At 39.5% G+C, this 17,139-nt stretch carries 16 protein-coding genes and 1 pseudogene; 8 read left to right on the forward strand and 9 right to left on the reverse strand.

Features of this window, described 5'->3' with window-relative positions:
- Positions 1-145 precede the first annotated feature (145 nt).
- On the forward strand, positions 146-472 hold the full coding sequence (locus WDJ61_RS16780) for a helix-turn-helix transcriptional regulator (RefSeq protein ID WP_338751799.1): 327 nt from the start codon (positions 146-148) through the stop codon (positions 470-472).
- A gap of 32 nt (positions 473-504) precedes the next feature.
- On the opposite strand, the gene WDJ61_RS16785 is transcribed toward WDJ61_RS16780, so the two are convergent.
- Complete coding sequence (locus WDJ61_RS16785; protein WP_338751801.1) at positions 505-630, reverse strand: anti-repressor SinI family protein; 126 nt, start codon at positions 628-630, stop codon at positions 505-507.
- 230 nt (positions 631-860) lie between these two features.
- On the opposite strand from WDJ61_RS16785, the gene WDJ61_RS16790 reads away from it, so the two are divergent.
- Positions 861-2,003 carry a response regulator gene (locus WDJ61_RS16790; protein WP_338751803.1) on the forward strand — a complete coding sequence of 381 codons (1,143 nt, stop codon included), beginning with the start codon at positions 861-863 and terminating at the stop codon, positions 2,001-2,003.
- A 135-nt stretch (positions 2,004-2,138) separates the two neighbouring features.
- Here the strand turns inward: WDJ61_RS16790 and WDJ61_RS16795 are convergent, their stop codons facing one another.
- Positions 2,139-2,456, reverse strand: a complete 318-nt coding sequence (locus tag WDJ61_RS16795) for a sensor histidine kinase (protein ID WP_338751805.1) — start codon at positions 2,454-2,456, stop codon at positions 2,139-2,141.
- A 32-nt stretch (positions 2,457-2,488) separates the two neighbouring features.
- Positions 2,489-2,956, reverse strand: coding sequence for a hypothetical protein (locus tag WDJ61_RS16800; protein ID WP_338751810.1), 468 nt, complete (start codon positions 2,954-2,956; stop codon positions 2,489-2,491).
- A gap of 220 nt (positions 2,957-3,176) precedes the next feature.
- Between WDJ61_RS16800 and WDJ61_RS16805 the strand changes: the two genes are divergently transcribed.
- Positions 3,177-4,205, forward strand: coding sequence for a YARHG domain-containing protein (locus WDJ61_RS16805; RefSeq protein ID WP_338751812.1), 1,029 nt, complete (start codon positions 3,177-3,179; stop codon positions 4,203-4,205).
- A gap of 8 nt (positions 4,206-4,213) precedes the next feature.
- Positions 4,214-4,390 (forward strand): annotated as a pseudogene (locus WDJ61_RS16810) (N-acetylmuramoyl-L-alanine amidase); the annotation flags it as partial.
- A 97-nt stretch (positions 4,391-4,487) separates the two neighbouring features.
- Here WDJ61_RS16810 and WDJ61_RS16815 read toward each other — a convergent pair.
- From WDJ61_RS16815 to WDJ61_RS16825, 3 genes are all read right to left on the reverse strand, one after another.
- Positions 4,488-5,447 carry an S-layer homology domain-containing protein gene (locus WDJ61_RS16815; RefSeq protein ID WP_338751817.1) on the reverse strand — a complete coding sequence of 320 codons (960 nt, stop codon included), beginning with the start codon at positions 5,445-5,447 and terminating at the stop codon, positions 4,488-4,490.
- A 358-nt stretch (positions 5,448-5,805) separates the two neighbouring features.
- Positions 5,806-6,018 (reverse strand): hypothetical protein, encoded by a 213-nt coding sequence (locus tag WDJ61_RS16820; RefSeq protein WP_338751819.1) that lies wholly within the window; start codon positions 6,016-6,018, stop codon positions 5,806-5,808.
- Between the two features lie 133 nt (positions 6,019-6,151).
- A complete protein-coding gene (locus WDJ61_RS16825) occupies positions 6,152-6,685 on the reverse strand; it encodes a VanZ family protein (RefSeq protein WP_338751821.1) in 534 nt (177 codons plus the stop codon).
- A 229-nt stretch (positions 6,686-6,914) separates the two neighbouring features.
- On the opposite strand from WDJ61_RS16825, the gene WDJ61_RS16830 reads away from it, so the two are divergent.
- Together WDJ61_RS16830 and ptsP are read left to right on the forward strand one after the other, a co-directional pair.
- Positions 6,915-7,559, forward strand: a complete 645-nt coding sequence (locus tag WDJ61_RS16830) for a Bax inhibitor-1/YccA family protein (RefSeq protein ID WP_338751823.1) — start codon at positions 6,915-6,917, stop codon at positions 7,557-7,559.
- Between the two features lie 188 nt (positions 7,560-7,747).
- Complete coding sequence (ptsP, locus tag WDJ61_RS16835; protein ID WP_338751825.1) at positions 7,748-9,463, forward strand: phosphoenolpyruvate--protein phosphotransferase; 1,716 nt, start codon at positions 7,748-7,750, stop codon at positions 9,461-9,463.
- A 248-nt stretch (positions 9,464-9,711) separates the two neighbouring features.
- Here the strand turns inward: ptsP and WDJ61_RS16840 are convergent, their stop codons facing one another.
- Complete coding sequence (locus WDJ61_RS16840) at positions 9,712-11,079, reverse strand: aminotransferase (protein WP_338751827.1); 1,368 nt, start codon at positions 11,077-11,079, stop codon at positions 9,712-9,714.
- 25 nt (positions 11,080-11,104) lie between these two features.
- On the reverse strand, positions 11,105-12,571 hold the full coding sequence (locus WDJ61_RS16845; protein WP_338751829.1) for a CoA-acylating methylmalonate-semialdehyde dehydrogenase: 1,467 nt from the start codon (positions 12,569-12,571) through the stop codon (positions 11,105-11,107).
- A 136-nt stretch (positions 12,572-12,707) separates the two neighbouring features.
- On the opposite strand from WDJ61_RS16845, the gene WDJ61_RS16850 reads away from it, so the two are divergent.
- Both WDJ61_RS16850 and WDJ61_RS16855 read left to right on the forward strand, forming a co-directional pair.
- Positions 12,708-14,309, forward strand: a complete 1,602-nt coding sequence (locus tag WDJ61_RS16850; protein WP_338751831.1) for a PucR family transcriptional regulator — start codon at positions 12,708-12,710, stop codon at positions 14,307-14,309.
- 179 nt (positions 14,310-14,488) lie between these two features.
- Positions 14,489-15,205 (forward strand): SH3 domain-containing protein, encoded by a 717-nt coding sequence (locus tag WDJ61_RS16855; protein ID WP_338751833.1) that lies wholly within the window; start codon positions 14,489-14,491, stop codon positions 15,203-15,205.
- A gap of 111 nt (positions 15,206-15,316) precedes the next feature.
- Here the strand turns inward: WDJ61_RS16855 and glpT are convergent, their stop codons facing one another.
- A complete protein-coding gene (glpT, locus tag WDJ61_RS16860) occupies positions 15,317-16,678 on the reverse strand; it encodes a glycerol-3-phosphate transporter (RefSeq protein ID WP_338751835.1) in 1,362 nt (453 codons plus the stop codon).
- Positions 16,679-17,139: the final 461 nt, after the last annotated feature.

The following is a 17,139-nucleotide window of genomic DNA, read 5'->3' on the forward strand; positions in this document are numbered from 1 at the left end:
ACATATACTACTTATTTAAATACTAGTTAATACTGATCGTCAATTCTTTATAGTGAACAAAAATTAAAATATTTATGAAAAATTCATACATTACGACCTTTGGTGCGTTATAATGAACAAAAAGAGTTGAAAGGAGCAATGATAGATGATTGGATTCCGCATTAAACAATTGAGAGAACAAAAAGGTTATTCTCTGACCAAGCTTGCAAAAGAAGCCCAAATTTCTAAATCTTATTTATCTAACTTAGAACGACAAGCAAATACGAACCCTTCCCTGTTCATACTGTCAAAAATCGCCGTAGCTTTAGATGTCACAACAAATGAATTAATTCAAACACACCCACCTAAAGAGAACGAATGTGGACCAATTTTAAAAGAAGCACCGAAAAAGAAAGTGATAAAGGCGGACCTACTAAAATTCCAACAATTTCTGCAATCTCAAAAGCAACAAGGGGCGAACACATCTGATTAAAAAACTTAGCGAGGACTTATCCTCGCTTATTTTTATGACATCGCTCTTTTATATTTCTCCTTATTAATAAACTCCTTAATCTCATGAATAGAAAGGCCAGTCTTCTTCGCCTCTAACATCAAAGATACCCATTCTAAATCGACTCTTGCATCTTTCAAAACCTTCCCCCTAATATTCATATTTATAATCGTTAAGGAGGATTTTACAGAATTTTTTTTAAAGTCTGTTTAAAAACGTACATTGTAAGTAAAAAATCTTTTTCCTGCCATTATACAATAATAATCTCTACAAATTTTAAACATTGTGATGATTGTTTTTCCCTCATCAATTGGTATAATATAATAATAATTGGTTTATATTAACTAATTATTCAATACTAGGAGGGCCCATGAATATTATTCTTGTAGATGATGAAAGCTTAGCACTGGATTATTTAGAAAAACTGCTTAATAAAATTGATAGTTTTAAAACTATAAGAAAATTCGATGATCCTCTCCTAGCAAAAGAAGTGATTCTAAATGGAGATGTGGATGTCATTTTCTTAGACATTAATTTACCAGAAGTCAATGGGATTGAGCTTGCTGAAATGATCATCGAAAGAAAGCCTGACGTAACAATTGTCTTTTGTACAGCATACGAAGAATATGCGGTACAAGCATTCGAACTGAATGCACTTGACTACATTGTGAAGCCTATTTCCATTGAGCGACTAACAAAAACGATGAACCGCATACAAAAAAACGTGCATGTTGAAACAAACAGCAGCAACGTGCATGATGATTTTATTTATATGAACATGTTTCAGACCGTGTCTATTCAATCGAAAGACCGTTCTCACATTAAAATTTCTTGGCGAACGAAGAAAGCAGAAGAACTCTTTCTATACTTACTGCAACATCGGAATCAACTCATTCATAAGTCTTTACTTATTGACACTCTTTGGCCTGAACATGATGAAGAAAAAGTATACAGTCAACTTTATACAGCCGTTTATTATGTAAGAAAAAAACTAAAAGATTTTGGGGAGCATTTTCAGCTGAAAAACACCTCAGATGGATATATACTCACTTTAAACAATGTCATATTGGATGTAGAAGAATGGACAAAACAAAACCAATCCGCTCCGCCATTGAACGAGGAAACGATTAACTACTACACCGATTTACTTACCTTGTATACTGGTGATTACTTACAAGAATATGATTATTGGTGGGCAGAGAGCGAACGTGAGAAGTATAAACAATGGTGGCTCTTGACGACCTATAAACTAGCTCACTGGTATGATGAGCATCATCAGCACGATAAGGCTTTATTTTACTTTTCACAAATTGTACATAAATATCCCGAAGAAGAGGTCGCTTGTTTCCATTTAATGAAGTTATACCATTCTAGCAGTCATTATTTACTAGTTGATCAACAATACGATGCATTAATCACTTTTTTAGAAAATGAATTTAATACGCAGCCTAGTCCTCACATTACGAAATGGTATATCGATTTTAAAAAAACACAAAAACAATCATTAACATAGAAAAGCGGAGCCGACTGTCCTGGGGCGACAAGCAGATGACAGACCGGCAAAATGGCGTTCTTCAGCCATGAAGTTGGGCTGGCATCTGACTCGAGCCCCAAGGAGGTGGAGCTAGACAAAATAAAAAAACTGCAACTATTTAAGTGCAGTTTTTTTACTGTTTTTAGGAATCGTAAAAAACACTTCCGTTCCCATATTCACAGAACTATGAATCTGTAATCCTTCCCCATAAATTTGCTGGAGTCGCCTATTCGTATTGAACAAACCGATCCCTCGTGACGAATCAATCTTTCCATCAAGGACTTGCTTCAATCTCTCTTCCTTCATCCCGACTCCATCGTCTTTTATCATTATTTCAGCATGGGTTGAATGATCCATTATTTTAATCCAAACTGTTCCACCGCTCGCTCTTTTCAATATTCCATGTTTGACGGTACTTTTCATACGCTTCATGTTTATCGCTTTAAAATTCTTACTCACGTTCCCTATTCATAATCCCACAAAATGAGCCACTTCCCCTGATGCTCAGTGACAAACACCTCTTGATGCAAAGAAAAATTCCCAAACTTCCCTTGATATATTTGAGTCACTGGTACTTGATACACCATTTTCAGTGGCGACGACTTCTCCGTGTCCTTCCAATTCTCGATCTTTTTTACTTTTCCAAGGGAAAAAGAAAACGTCTCCACTCCAAAATGACTCATAAACACATGCGCTCGCTCCTGAATATAATCTCCCTTTGGAAACCGCTCCTTCATTAAAGGGTGAAACAGCTCCCATGACTCTGAAAACCGTCCCTGCTGTTCAAACTCATAAAACTCACGAGCCACCCGCTCTGCCCGTTCACTGGGAGATATCCGCATCAAACCAACTAATCCCCATAACACCACAACCAAAACAAAAACGACCAACAATCGTCCACTCCACTGCCCTCGTCTTCTTCCTCCTCTCAACACATCCCCTCCTTTAACACTCTAACGCAGTAGAGCCCCTTACTACGTTAATGCATTAATATGTCGATGAGTCTCGTAATTATTTACAGTTATTTTTTTCATTTTATTCAATGAGTGGGTGTTTTAGTATTAGTTAAGTGAAGAGCTATAAAAAATGAAAATTGTAACTATTTTGATAATTTGGTAGCATTAACATATCAACCTTAGGGAGGAAGAGTAAATGAAAGTGTGTAAAGTTTGCGGGCATCAATCGGAGCGAGATAGCGCTTTTTGTTCAGAATGCGGAGCTTCTCTGAAAGAACAAACAGACGAGTCGACTAATCGTGAAGAGATAAAATTTCCAAAAAGGAAATCTCAAAAGAATAAAATGTTTATTGTTTTTACACTCGCCGTTGTTCTAATTATCTTTTTATTTACCGGTTACCAAATGTTGTCTAAGAAATACAGTGAAGAGGTTGTCATTGATCAATTCATCACTGCTCTAACTCAAAAAGATAAACAAACATTGAAAACATTAATCATACCTACCGATTCTCGTATCAATATTAATGAAGAAAGTCTAAATGCCTTATTTGCACTTATTGATAAAGAACCATCATTAATAGAAGACATCAAAGACTCTCTTCATAACGACGGACTTGGTAATCAGCCATTTTATTTGCGTGAAAACGGAAAACATTTTGGAATTTTCACCAACTATGTCATAGACACACCTGGTTACTTTATCAAAGTTAGCAGCACTGGCGACAACACAACGATCCATTTAAATAATAGTGAGATTGGTGTGTTAGACACAGCTAAAGATACGAAAGAATTTGGTCCATTTTTAACGGGGCTCTATTCCATTAAAGGCCTAAGCGGAGAAAACAAAGACGAAGTGACCATCAATCTAGCTGGTTCAAGAACAGAAACAGCCGTTGTCTTAAAAACAGGAAACGCAGAAACAGAGGAAGTACAAAAAACGATTGTTAAAGAAGTCATTCGAGAAGTCACTCCGGAATACTCGTACTACATTCTGCCTCATAGCGATTATACATATTTAACTTATAGCGATATTGCCGGCTTGACCAAAAGCGAGCTTCGTCTAGCCAGAAATGAAATCTTCGCAAGACATGGATATATTTTTAACTCAAAAGACTTGCAAAACTATTTCGAACGTCAATCTTGGTATAGTCCTAATCCTAATTTCAATGGAAACTTATCCAGTCTAGAAAAACAAAATATAGAATTCATTAAATCCTATGAGTAGAAACAAATAGAAGTAATATGTCTGGCTTTAATTGGTCGAAGGTCCCTGTCATTCTTGCTGAAATCGGATTTATGACCAATCCAGAGGAAGACTTAAAACTGGCTGATCCAGCTTATTTAACAAAACTCATGCAATTGATAGCCAATGGTATTGAACAATATGCAGCAACGAAAAAAGAACTATAGTAATATCACTGCTTTCACCTCAAAACTAGACGACTTGTTTATTCCAGACAAGACAAAAAAGCCAGCATGCCACGAAGGAGATGCTGGCTTTCTATCGTCATTGAATCCCTTTAGACATATGATTAATTTTAAAATATATTTTACTAAACTCTTTGGCTTCAGGTGAATGTAATTGCCCGTTCATAGTATATGGGCTTTCACTTGGCCCTTGATAAAAATAATGATAATCCCCTTTGATTTTCAAAGGATTATAAGGTGCTCCTTGATATTCTGGCATTTTAGATTTATGAATTTTACGAATCGCTCCTACAAATAAATCCTTCTTTAGATTTGTTTTATCCATATAGTAAAATTCCGTTGTATACACACCGTCTTCCACTTTTTTATCTTTAATCGTGATCTTGTCTTTCATATAATTTGGCAGTTCGATCTTATACCCTAGCATCTGACTATAATAAGAAAATGTTTTAAACTGATCAGCTTTTGCTTTAGCTAGAAAAGTAGCAAACTGTGCTCTAGTAACAGCATTGTTTGGTCGAAATGTTCCATCGGTATATCCAAGCGTAATATTGTTACTTGCTAACGCTTTAATAGATTGGTAGGCCCAATGCTTTGAAGAAACATCCTTAAATGAATGGTTTCCAGAAGCTTTTAAATCAAATCCCTTTGCTAGCATATTAGCCATATGATCCCTTGTCATCGGTTTATTCGGATATAAATAATTATTTTTAGGAAAAAGTCCTTCATCCATAACAGCAGCCACATATTTATAACTCTTATGCGAAGGTGGCATATCTTTAAACCCTGGATTCGGTCGGTTAGACAAATCCAGCTTCAACGCCTTAGCCATTAAAATCATCGCCTGTAAACGAGTCAGCTTTTCTTGTGGACGAAATGTTCCATCCGTATACCCATTGATCACCTTATTTTCTGTTAAATACGTAATCTCATCGACAGCCCAATGAGTTTTACTCACATCTTTAAACGCTGCCGAAGCCGTTCCTACACTACTAAAAAACAACATAATCGAAAAGAGAACCGCTAAACATTTCTTCACTACAACTCCTCCTTAATTCCGATTATATCAATTTTTTACATATAAAGTAATTGATTTTTTGTAAATTTTCACAAGTAATCATCTCTTTCTATATAATTACCCTGTAGTACTGTGAGCGTATATTAAGTACCGCATACAAACAAAAACCCCATCATATTAATGATGAGGTTTTTCATTTACTAGCTAAGTCGAAGCAGTCTAGCCCATACATCGCTAAACGGGGACCTTCGCTTTTCTATTTGTCCAGCTCCACCTCTTAGACACTCGAGTCAAATGCCAGCCTGACTGCATGGCTGAAAAACGCCATTTCGTCATTCTGTCATTTGCTTGTCGTGTCTGGACAGTCGGCTTCGCTTTTCTATTTAAACACTCGCAAAATTCCTTCGGCAGCTGCTATCCGAACAGAAGGGTCATTCGACATCAGCTCTTTCTCTAGCACCTTCCAAGCTCGATCTGCTAATTCTTTATGGCCATCAAAGCTGTTCTTACTAAGTAACTGTCGATCTAACTCGACCCTATCAAATGGATATTGAAAATGAAGCGCGGCGGACGCTTTTCTTTCTGTGATCACGACAATCCCCCCTTAAAGAACCCTCATAAGTCTCGATCAAACATTCTCATCTCTATCTATATCATCATTTTACAACAAAACAAAAACTATATAAAGAACTTTTTGTTCATTATAAAGAACTGTATTGCATGTTTCAGTACCGTTTCACAAAAAAATCGGCCAGCTTCATGACTTCCTCCTTCGTTATACGTCGCTTCCACACATATAAAGGCACGACCATGAACAACGTGATCAATCCACCTGTCAAATCAATGAACACATCTGTAACAAGCGGACTACGTCCACCTGTTAACATCTGGTGAAACTCATCAGCAGTGGCATATAGGCCTGTACCAACTAACGCCCAAACAGCTGACTTCCACACTTCTTTTGGCCGCCAAACCACCAGCACCCCAAATAAAGCAGCAGCCAAACAGCCAAACAAAAACAAATGAGCAAACTTGCGAATAAAAAACTCAATAAAATAGTAATAACCGATTGACTCCACCGAGATAACCATCCCAGCATAAGACAGCTCCAAGCGACCCAACACTTCAGCAAACGGTTCACCTGGAAACACCCTCATCATAAGCGGCACAAGCGACTGCTGATTATACGTTTGCGAAGAAAAACGAAAAATCAATCCTGCTATAAACAGCAACAAAACCACTCTAAAAATATTCTTCAAAACGCACTCCTTTAAAACTTTTCTATATATTAACAGATCAGCAAATTTCACGCATATAAAAAAGCTTATGCTTTCATGGATGAACGCGCTGGAAGTCAGACTTAATAAAAATTCAAAATAAACAGAATATATTACACAGATATTTCTAACATTTCTCCTTCATATTGTTTAAAAAATTGAAACCTTTTTCTGGTATAATCGTATATAAATAAAAAAAGGAGGGGATTCGATGTCACAATATACATTTGAAGCACAAACACCAAATTATATGAATTCGGTGCTGAAAACATTCGTTTTTTCTTTAACGATTGCCGTCATCGGGATGCTCGTTGGGACGATGGTTCCGCCAGCACTGTTTTTACCATTATCCATCATTGAAATTGGAATGTTGCTAGCCGCTTTCTTTTTACGTAAAAGAAAAATAGTAGGGTATACATTTTTGTATGTATTCACCTTTATTTCAGGGGTAACCATCTACCCGATTGTGGCTCATTATTTAGCCACTTCTGGCGCACAAGTCGTTGTAGGGGCCTTTGCCTCAACAGTTGTTGTTTTCGGAGCAATGGCGATTGCTGGTTTAAACACTAAGAAAGATCTTTCATTTTTAAGCGGCCTTTTATTAACCGTGTTATTAGCTTTAATTACATTGTCTATTATGAATCTGTTCTGGCCGTTTTCTTCTACTGCCATGTTTGTTTATTCATTAATTGGGACGGTACTATTTTCATGTTACATCATGTATGACTTTAACCAAATGAAAAGAATGAACATTACAGATGAAGCGATTCCACTATTAGCATTGAATTTGTATTTAGATTTCGTTAACTTGTTTATTAACCTGTTACGAGTGATTGGCTTTTTAAACGAAGATTAATTAAGAAGGGGTGTACTTTCATCGGTACACCCCTTTTATGTTTGTGCAGAGATACAACGAGTTGCTATGGAAAGAAACGAATTATGATGTAAACTGTAAGGAGGGAAAATGATTGATATAGGAGGCACAACGTATATGGCCAAGCAAGCAACAATCAGTCACACAACAGAAAAAGAAGGGTTATTCTTATGAGCAGAAAAGCAATCGCAGGCATTGCGGCATCAAGCGGCATTGCCATCGCCAAAGCATTTCGATTAGAGAGCCCCGAGTTAAACGTCAACAAAACAGTAATCACTGATCCAGCAGCTGAAATCGCTCGCTTTGAACAAGCGATCGCTACATCCATATCTGACTTAGAAATCATTAAAGAACATATTCATAAGCAGCTAGGCGAAGAGCAAGCGGCGATTTTTGCTGCTCACCTTCTCGTACTAAGCGACCCGGAACTCATTCATCCAATTAAAGAAAAAATCACTTTCGAACAAGTGAATGCTGAATTTGCCTTAAACGAAGTCTCCTCAAAATTTATTGACTTGTTTGAGTCGATGGAAGATGCCTACATGAGAGAGCGAGCCGACGATATTCGTGACGTCACTAAGCGCGTATTGTCCCATCTTTTACACGTAAACTCTACGGATTTAAAGACGATTACTGAAGAAGTGATCATCGTTGCCAAAGATTTAGCCCCCTCTGATACCGCACAATTAAATCGGCAATTTGTCAAAGGCTTTACAACTGATAATGGTGGACGAACGTCTCATTCTGCGATTATGGCTCGTTCCATGGAACTGCCTGCTGTCGTTGGCACAAAAAGAGGAACTACTCGCATTCAGCACGGGGACATCATCATTATCGATGGGATAGATGGGAAAGTGATCGTCAATCCAACAGCCCAGACGATGAAAGTATATAAGGAAAAAAAATTAGCTTATGAAGCCAAAAAAGCAGAATGGGCCCAGCTTATTCATCAGCCAACAACATCGACTGATGGACACTTCGTTGAATTGGCTGCCAACATCGGGACGCCTGAAGATGTGAAAAGTGCGCTCGAAAACGGCGCGGAAGGGATCGGACTGTATCGAACAGAGTTTTTATATATGGGGCGCGATACCTTTCCAACAGAGGAAGAACAATTTGAAGCGTATAAAACGGTACTAGAGCATATGAAAGGGAAACCCGTGATCGTTCGGACACTAGATATCGGCGGCGATAAAGAGCTGCCCTATTTATCACTTCCGCAAGAAAAAAATCCATTTTTAGGATTTTGCGCCATCCGCTTCTCTTTAAGCATGCAAGACATGTTTAGAACCCAGTTGCGGGCATTATTGCGAGCCAGCACATATGGTCATTTAAAAATCATGTTCCCGATGATCGCCACACTAAGCGAATTTCGGCAAGCAAAAACGATTTTACTAGAAGAAAAGGACAAACTACAAGCTGAAGGCATCGAGGTAGCTGAACAAATAGATATCGGCATCATGGTCGAAATCCCCTCCACCGCTATTATGGCCGATCTATTTGCTAAAGAAGTCGATTTCTTCTCCATCGGAACGAATGATTTGATTCAATATACATTAGCAGCTGATCGCTTAAACGAAAGCGTGGCCTATTTGTACCAGCCTTACCATCCGGCCTTGCTTCGTTTAATCAAACATGTGATCGATGCAGCTCACAAAGAAGGAAAATGGGTCGGTATGTGCGGAGAAATGGCCGGAGATGAACTGGCCATTCCTATTTTGCTGGCATTAGGGTTAGACGAATTTTCCATGAGCGCGACATCGATCTTAAAAGCGCGCTCACAAATCCTTCACCTATCCAAAGCAGATTGGTCGAAGCATATCGAACACATTCTCTCTATGTCAACAGCGGAAGAAGTCAGCGCTTTTATCAAACGTCAACATTAACAGCGACAGCGGCACCATCCGTCATTGGGATGGTGCCTTTGATTTTTGCTGAAACCCCTCTTTTTTACTGAATCAACGGCCGGATTTGCTGATTCACGTACACTTTTTCATGAAACTCACGGCCTTTTTACTCACTCACAGATGATTTTTGCTGAAACACCTTTCCATCCACGACCATTCAGCATGAAAAAAAGAAGCCTGGACAGGGCTTCTTTTACATATAGTTCTTCACGTTTATATACATGTTCTTATATAGCCCCCAACGCCTTATCCAATGCAGCAACAATCAAATCCAACTCTTGTTCAGTGAGCACAAAAGGGGGCGAGATCGTGATAATGTTATTATGCCCTGGAACAGTGTCACCATTTTTGCCGAGGATGACGTGATTTTCTTTACAGATGGCGAGCACTTTCCCGACTAGTTGATCGCTAAGCGGCTGCTTCGTTTGTTTGTTCTCAACGAGCTCAATACCAGCAGCGAAGCCAAAGACGCGAACGTCTCCTACGTAGCGGGACGACTTCAAATGGTCGAGTTTCATCTCAAGCTGTTTTCCAAGCTCAGCCGCTCTTTCCACTAGTTTTTCCGATTCAAGAATTTCGATATTTTTTAACGCCACGGCGCAGGAGACGGGATTTCCCCCGAATGTGTTGACATGACGGAAATGATGAAGTCCGTCTTTTTCCTTGAATGTGTCATATAGCTCTGAGCGGACAGCCGTGATGGATAATGGGGCATACGCACTCGTCAACCCTTTCGCCATCGTCACAATGTCAGGTTTGACATCGAAATTTTGATGACCGAACTTTCTTCCCGAACGACCAAATCCGCAAATGACTTCATCGACAATCATTAAGATGCCAAATTCATCACAAATGGCACGAACTTGCTGAATGTATTCTTTAGGCGGGACAATCATCCCTCCGCCTGTGATCGTAGGTTCTAAAATAATCGCAGCTACTGTTTCAGAGCCTTCCCACATAATCGCATCCCTGATTGCGGAAGCACATTCAAATTGACAGCTCCCTAACTCCTGCCCAAATGGACAGCGATAGCAATACGGAGGAGGGACATGTTTGAAACCATCCGGTACAGGTCCGTACATCGTTTTTCGAATGGCCTGACCTGTAGCCGCCATCGCGCCGATTGAGTTTCCATGATAGGCTCGATAGCGAGAGATGATTTTGTAACGAGTCGATTCACCTGTTTGGGCAAAATATTGTCTAGCCATTTTGAATGCTACTTCATTGGCATCAGAACCCGAGTTGGAATAAAAGATTCGATAGCTCCCTCCAAGCCATTCGTTGACTTTGCTCGCTAATTCAACGGCCGGGAGATGGCTTTGGGACATAGGAGAATAAGCAAGTGTGCTCATCTGACTAGCGGCAGCCTGAGCCACGTCTGTTCTTCCATGACCGATATTGACGCACCATAGACCGCTCATGCCATCAATATACTTCTCTCCTTCGATCGTTTCGAGCCAACTATCCTTGCCGGAAACAAACACCATCGGATGGTCGTTATGCTGCGACATATGATGCCAAACATATTCCCGATCCTTGGCAAGAATCTCTTCCTTTTTGACGGACTGATTCATTGGCGTTCCTTTTACTGCCATACCGTTCACCTTCTTTCAAAAAAGTTTAGAAAAAGCGCGACGTCATCATTTTTTTACGTGTATAGAATTGCACCCCATCTTTTCCGTTGGCATGCAGGTCACCGTAAAATGATTTCTTCCATCCGGAGAATGGGAAGAAGGCCATTGGAGCTGGGACATTGACATTTACCCCTAGCATGCCGGCATCGATGGTTTCGCGGAATTGTCGGATGGCTTTGCCGTTGTTTGTATAAATGACCGCTCCATTCGCAAATTCCGATTGATTCGTTAATTCAATCGCTTCATCTAAATCTTTTACCCGCACAACACTTAACACGGGAGCAAACAATTCTTCCTTCCAAATCGTCATATCAGGGGTAACACAGTCAAAGATCGTTGCTCCAAGGAAATAACCGTTTTCATTATCGGCTTTATCTTTGCGTCCGTCACGAACTAGGATCGCTTTCTCTTGCTCACCTGTTTGAATGTAGTTTGTCACCTTCTCTAAATGCGCTTTTCGAATAAGTGGTCCTAGTGAGCTATGATCATTCAATCCATTGCCCATTTCAAGCTCATCAGCGGATTTTTTAATTCGCGCCACTAAATCATCGGCAATTTCTTCCGGCACGACCACAACAGAACAGGCCATACAGCGTTCGCCTGCACTACCAAAAGCAGCTCCAATAATTCCTTGCACCGCTTTGTCCATATCCGCATCCGGGAGAACGATCGAATGATTTTTTGCTCCAGCTAGCGCTTGCACTCGCTTGCCATTCGCCGCCGATTGCTTGTAGACATATTCCGCTACAGGTTGTGAACCAACGAATGAAATGGCTTTTACATCAGGATGTTCGATGAGCCCGTTCACCACATCATGGGCACCATGAACAAGATTCAAGACACCGTTAGGTAACCCTGCTTCTGTCATAAGCTCGACTAGGCGCTGCGCTAACATCGGAGTACGTTCAGATGGTTTTAACACAAACGTGTTTCCAAGGGAGATCGCTAGCGGAAACATCCAAAGAGGAACCATCATCGGGAAATTAAACGGCGTAATCCCACCTACTACTCCAATAGGATAGCGGTACATCGCCGATTCAATTCCGTGAGCAATTTCCGGAAGCACTTCTCCCATCATATGAGTGGGTGCCCCTGCCGCAAATTCCACACATTCAATCCCACGCAGCACTTCCCCATGGGCATCTTTTTTCGTTTTTCCGTTTTCAAGTGTGATTAATTCAGCTAGCTCATCATAATGCTCATTCAAAAGTTGATGGTACTTAAACATCACCCTCGCTCTTACAGGGACGGGTGTTGTACTCCAAGTTTTGAACGCTTCGCTGGCCGCTTTTGTGGCAGCATTTACATCGTTAATTGATGAGAATGGGACACGAGCAAGCACCTCACCTGTAGCTGGGTTCGGGACATCCTCATACCGATCAACTGACGCTTCTACCCATTTTCCATCAATATAATTTTTAAGAATTTTTGTATCGACCGCTTGAATATCCATTCGTTATTCCTCCTTTTAAATTGCTACCTCAATTTTATGGGATAATTATTTGCTATTCATTAGACATAATGTAAAATAAATCATAAATAAACTAAACATTCTGAATTTGGCGGATTGTTATTCGGAGGCGTAAAAAATGGGGAAAGCTGTACTCCAAAGATTATTGATTAAAGACGTCATCAACCGGCCCTTATTTCAAGAAGCCACTGTTATTGCGACGGAAAAAGCATTGCAAAGAAGCGTCACTTGGGTGCATATTATGGAAGTCACCTACGTCGGCCAATTAATTAATGGCAACGAATTAATTCTTAGTACCGGAATCGGCTGGCAAGAGGATGAACAAACATGTCTCTCTTTTTTACAACAACTAATCGATAAAGACGCTGCTGGTTTAGTCATCGAACTAGTCAATTACACGAAAACCTTACCGGAATCGGTTATTCAATTAGCAAAAAAGCATGATTTTCCCCTCATTTTATTTATAAAAGAAGTGCGCTACATCGATATCACTCAAGACCTTCACTCCATTTTCATCCATGAACATCACCAAATGGTTAAAAAGCTAGAGCAATTATCGGAAAAACTGAACGCTTCCCTTCTGTCCGGAAAAGGATTGCAAGACTTACTCACCGTATTTCACCGTTTTACCGGACTTGAGTTTATGTTCTTTCCAAAACAAGGGGAACCGTTATTTGTCCCGCCATGTTCCAAAACACAAAAAGATGCACTGGTTGCTAAATGGACCACAGCTCCCCAGCAATTGATCGATGCTTATCCAGCTGATCATGTCAGGAAAATTGACTTTCTTGGCCAAACATTCGGCTATCTCTTCGTTCGTTCGAAAAAAGAAACAGGGTTAACCGACTTTGAAACACTCTCGCTTGACCGAGGTGTCACAGCCACTGCCCAAGAAATGATGAAATCCATGTATTATGAGGAGCAAAGAAGACGGCAAGAAAATAACTGGGTACGTAAATGGATCAAAGGGCATTTAACAGAAAAAGACATTAAGTCCAACGTAAAACAGGCGATTGGCGTTTCTCATCCTAGCAAACTATTAGTGGCCCTTTGCGAAATGGATATGCCCAATTATTCAGAGACAAAATTTTTTAGCCATCTGATGATCGCCCGTTCCCTGTTTGAAAACAGCGGGTTTAAACTAGTCGCATCAAGAATTCATCATCAAACGATCTTTCTTCTTTTTCCCGCTGAATCACTCATACAGCTAGAAGACATACACAAAGAAATTATCAAGATTTTCAACCAGCTAGAGCACATTCCAGAGTTCGGATTAGAAACATACGGAATGGGACAACTTGTCTACCAATTAACAGACGCGGACAAAAGTTACAAAAGCGCTCGAACCGTATTACATGTGCAAAATCGAGTAGGCAAACTGCCACTTCCTGCCTTCGAACATTTGCATAGCTATCAACTGATCGTGAGCATGGAGGAAAGCGGGATATTAGAAGATTATATTCACCAATACCTTGGCCGTTTGATTGACATGGATGATAAAAGAAGGGGGCCGTTACTACGCACATTAAAGTATTACTTAATGAACAACGGTAAGAAAAAAGAAACAGCAGAAGCACTCTATATCGTCAGACAAACCCTCTACCATCGTCTAGAGAAAATCGAAGAAGCCATCGGAGAAATATTTGCCACACAGGAAAAAAGAATCGCCTTAGAGCTAGCATTGATCGGCTATGAATATTTATATGGGGGTCTTAGCTAATGATCTCGGCACTATCCAAATATGGAACGATGCCGGAAGTTATCGCTTGAACCTCCCTCACTATACGGCTTATTCCATCAACTAATCTAATAGTTGGATTATCTTTACTTTTATTTACTTCAAAAATACAAAACAGTATAATTATTCTATATGTAGAATAAGGAGGTAGGATCAGGCATATGAAAACATTAATGAAAATTGCACTAGCTATCATCTTTGTTTTTTCCATAGCACTGCCGTCTCACGCCTTAGATACTCAAGCCGCAACAACTAAAACAAAGACAGGGTGGGTCAGTCTTAGCAGCGGAACATTAAACGTTCGAAGCGGTCCAGGCACCACTTACAAAAAAGTGGGATCCTTAAAAAACAACACCCAAGTCACGGTCTATTCACAAACGAAAAACGGATGGTCTGAAATCAGATACAATAACAAAAAAGCCTATGTCATGACGAAGTATTTACGAATGTACAGTTACCTCATGGACAAAACGAAGGTGTATACTTACAAAACCGACGGAAAACTATACAAATCCAGTTATAAAGGAAAATATTATGGATGGGACAAGTGGATTTCTCATAACACTAAAGAAGCCTATCTAGTGGGAGAAGATAATAAAGGTTTATATCTAGGTTGGCCAGAATCTGAGTATTATATAGAAATCGCCTATCCATTAAAAGTCGGAAAAACGTGGGATTATGGCTACGAAGGGGAAGGAACAAGCAAAATCAAATCCATTAACGGAACCGTAACTACACCAGCCGGCACGTTCAAAAATGTCGTAACCGTCAAATCGAGTGATGGCTATATCAGTTACTACGCTCCCAATGTGGGCTTTATAAAAGGAATGGAAAAAGGGAAAACTACTTCTATATTAGTGAGTTTAGTGAAAAAATAAACCATCATCAAAAACGTAAAGAACTGGACATACAAAGAAAAAAACAAGTGGAGAAAAACGAACCGTTTTTCTCCACTTGTTTTATTTTAGAGACTTAATAAATAAATTTTATTAATTTTTTACTACTTCTTGTCCACGTACATTCCAAGTAAGCGCAAAAACAGCAGCTGCAAGAACACAGGAAGCAGTTAATAATGCAAATCCTGTATTCCATCCAGATGTATCAACAATCACACCCATTAAAGCATTAGCTGTTACAGTACCACCTAGGTAACCGAACAAACCAGTTAGACCTGCGGCAGTACCAGCCGCTTTTTTAGGAACAAAATCAAGTGCTTGTAGACCAATTAACATCACTGGGCCATAAATTAAGAAGCCAATGGCAATCAAGCAAGCCATATCAATCATTGGATTTCCAGGAGGGTTAAACCAATAAATAAGTACAGCTATTAATACTCCTACCATAAATACAAACCCTGCAGGTCCTCGACGTCCTTTAAACAATTTATCTGAGAGCCATCCACATAATAGTGTTCCTGGGATTCCTGCCCATTCATAAAGAAAATAAGCCACACTAGATTTGCTCATATCAAAGCCTTTTTCTTCACTTAAGTAAGTTGGTGCCCAGTCTAATACTCCATAACGGACAAAATAGACGAAGATGTTTGCAATAGCAATGGCCCAAACCCATTTATTATTAAGAACGTATTTGAATAGAATCTCTTTTGTTGATAATTCCTCTTCAAACGTTTTCTTTTCTTTGCTTGGAAAATCATTACGATATTCTTCAATCGGTGGCAATCCTACAGATTGAGGAGTATCGCGAATTAAAAAATAAGCGATAATCGCTACTACAATAGCAACTAACGCAGGTAAAATAAACACCCCTTCATAACCAGAAGAAGAGCTCCCGGCTACCCCTGCGAACATAGCAGCACCCGCAACAGCTAAAGGTGCCATTAATCCTCCACCTACGTTATGGGCTACGTTCCATATCGCTGTTTTATTTCCTCTTTCATTTACACTAAACCAGTGTACAAGGACACGGCCTGATGGTGGCCACCCCATTCCTTGAAACCAACCATTTAGGAATAACATAATAAACATAATAGAAACAGATGATGTAAAGAAAGGAACAAACCCCATTAATAAACTAATGATTGCAGACAAAATTAATCCAGCTGGCAAGAATATTCTTGGGTTACTTCGATCTGACACAGTCCCCATAACAAATTTACTAATTCCATAAGCAATGGAAATAGCGGACAATGCGAAACCAAGCTCTGTTTTTGAAAAGCCTTCTTCAGCTAAATACGGCATAGCAAGCGAGAAGTTTTTTCGAATTAAATAGTACGCCGCATAGCCAACGAAGATCCCCATAAAAACTTGCAGTCTGAGCTTCTTATACTCAGAATCTATTTTTTCTTCAGATAATCTGTCTATAGGCGGTGCAGGCCTAAATAATTTAAGCATTTTTAAACCTCCTAAGTTATTATTTATAACAAGAAAAACCGGAACAAGAAAAACTCATACTTTTTGAGCACTTTCTTAATAGAAAGCGCTTAAAAGTATGAGTCTCTAAATCTCTATCATCGTTAACTTGTTAGTAGGGTTATTATAGTATTCGTTATAAGCGGAGTCAAGGAGGGAAAAGATCCGAGATGGGTTTTTTTATTTAAATAATAAAAGGTATAAACGGAGAAGCGCACTTGTCTCATAAATGGATTTCTCATACTACTAAAGAATCTCTTTTAGCTATGAGAGCGAAGAAACTAGTAAAATTCCGTAACACCACTAGTTGGCACGTTCAAAAACGTCGTAACCGTCACATCGAGTGGTAGCTATATCAGTTACTACGCTCCAAACGTTGGTTTCATCAAAGGTGTTTATAAGGGCAAAGCAGATTTCGAATTAGTTAGTTTAGTAAAAAAATA

The sequence above is a fragment of the Bacillus sp. FJAT-52991 genome (assembly GCF_037201805.1).
In the GTDB taxonomy this organism is placed as follows: domain Bacteria; phylum Bacillota; class Bacilli; order Bacillales; family Domibacillaceae; genus Bacillus_CE; species Bacillus_CE kandeliae.

Excerpts from the sequence above, each read along its gene's own strand:
- WDJ61_RS16780 (WP_338751799.1), top strand. The coding sequence starts at position 146 with ATGATTGGATTCCGCATTAAACAATTGAGAGAACAAAAAGGTTATTCT.
- WDJ61_RS16790 (WP_338751803.1), top strand. The coding sequence starts at position 861 with ATGAATATTATTCTTGTAGATGATGAAAGCTTAGCACTGGATTATTTA.
- WDJ61_RS16795 (WP_338751805.1), bottom strand. The coding sequence starts at position 2,456 with ATGAAGCGTATGAAAAGTACCGTCAAACATGGAATATTGAAAAGAGCG.
- WDJ61_RS16805 (WP_338751812.1), top strand. The coding sequence starts at position 3,177 with ATGAAAGTGTGTAAAGTTTGCGGGCATCAATCGGAGCGAGATAGCGCT.
- WDJ61_RS16830 (WP_338751823.1), top strand. The coding sequence starts at position 6,915 with ATGTCACAATATACATTTGAAGCACAAACACCAAATTATATGAATTCG.
- ptsP (WP_338751825.1), top strand. The coding sequence starts at position 7,748 with ATGAGCAGAAAAGCAATCGCAGGCATTGCGGCATCAAGCGGCATTGCC.
- WDJ61_RS16840 (WP_338751827.1), bottom strand. The coding sequence starts at position 11,079 with ATGGCAGTAAAAGGAACGCCAATGAATCAGTCCGTCAAAAAGGAAGAG.
- WDJ61_RS16845 (WP_338751829.1), bottom strand. The coding sequence starts at position 12,571 with ATGGATATTCAAGCGGTCGATACAAAAATTCTTAAAAATTATATTGAT.
- WDJ61_RS16850 (WP_338751831.1), top strand. The coding sequence starts at position 12,708 with ATGGGGAAAGCTGTACTCCAAAGATTATTGATTAAAGACGTCATCAAC.
- WDJ61_RS16855 (WP_338751833.1), top strand. The coding sequence starts at position 14,489 with ATGAAAACATTAATGAAAATTGCACTAGCTATCATCTTTGTTTTTTCC.
- glpT (WP_338751835.1), bottom strand. The coding sequence starts at position 16,678 with ATGCTTAAATTATTTAGGCCTGCACCGCCTATAGACAGATTATCTGAA.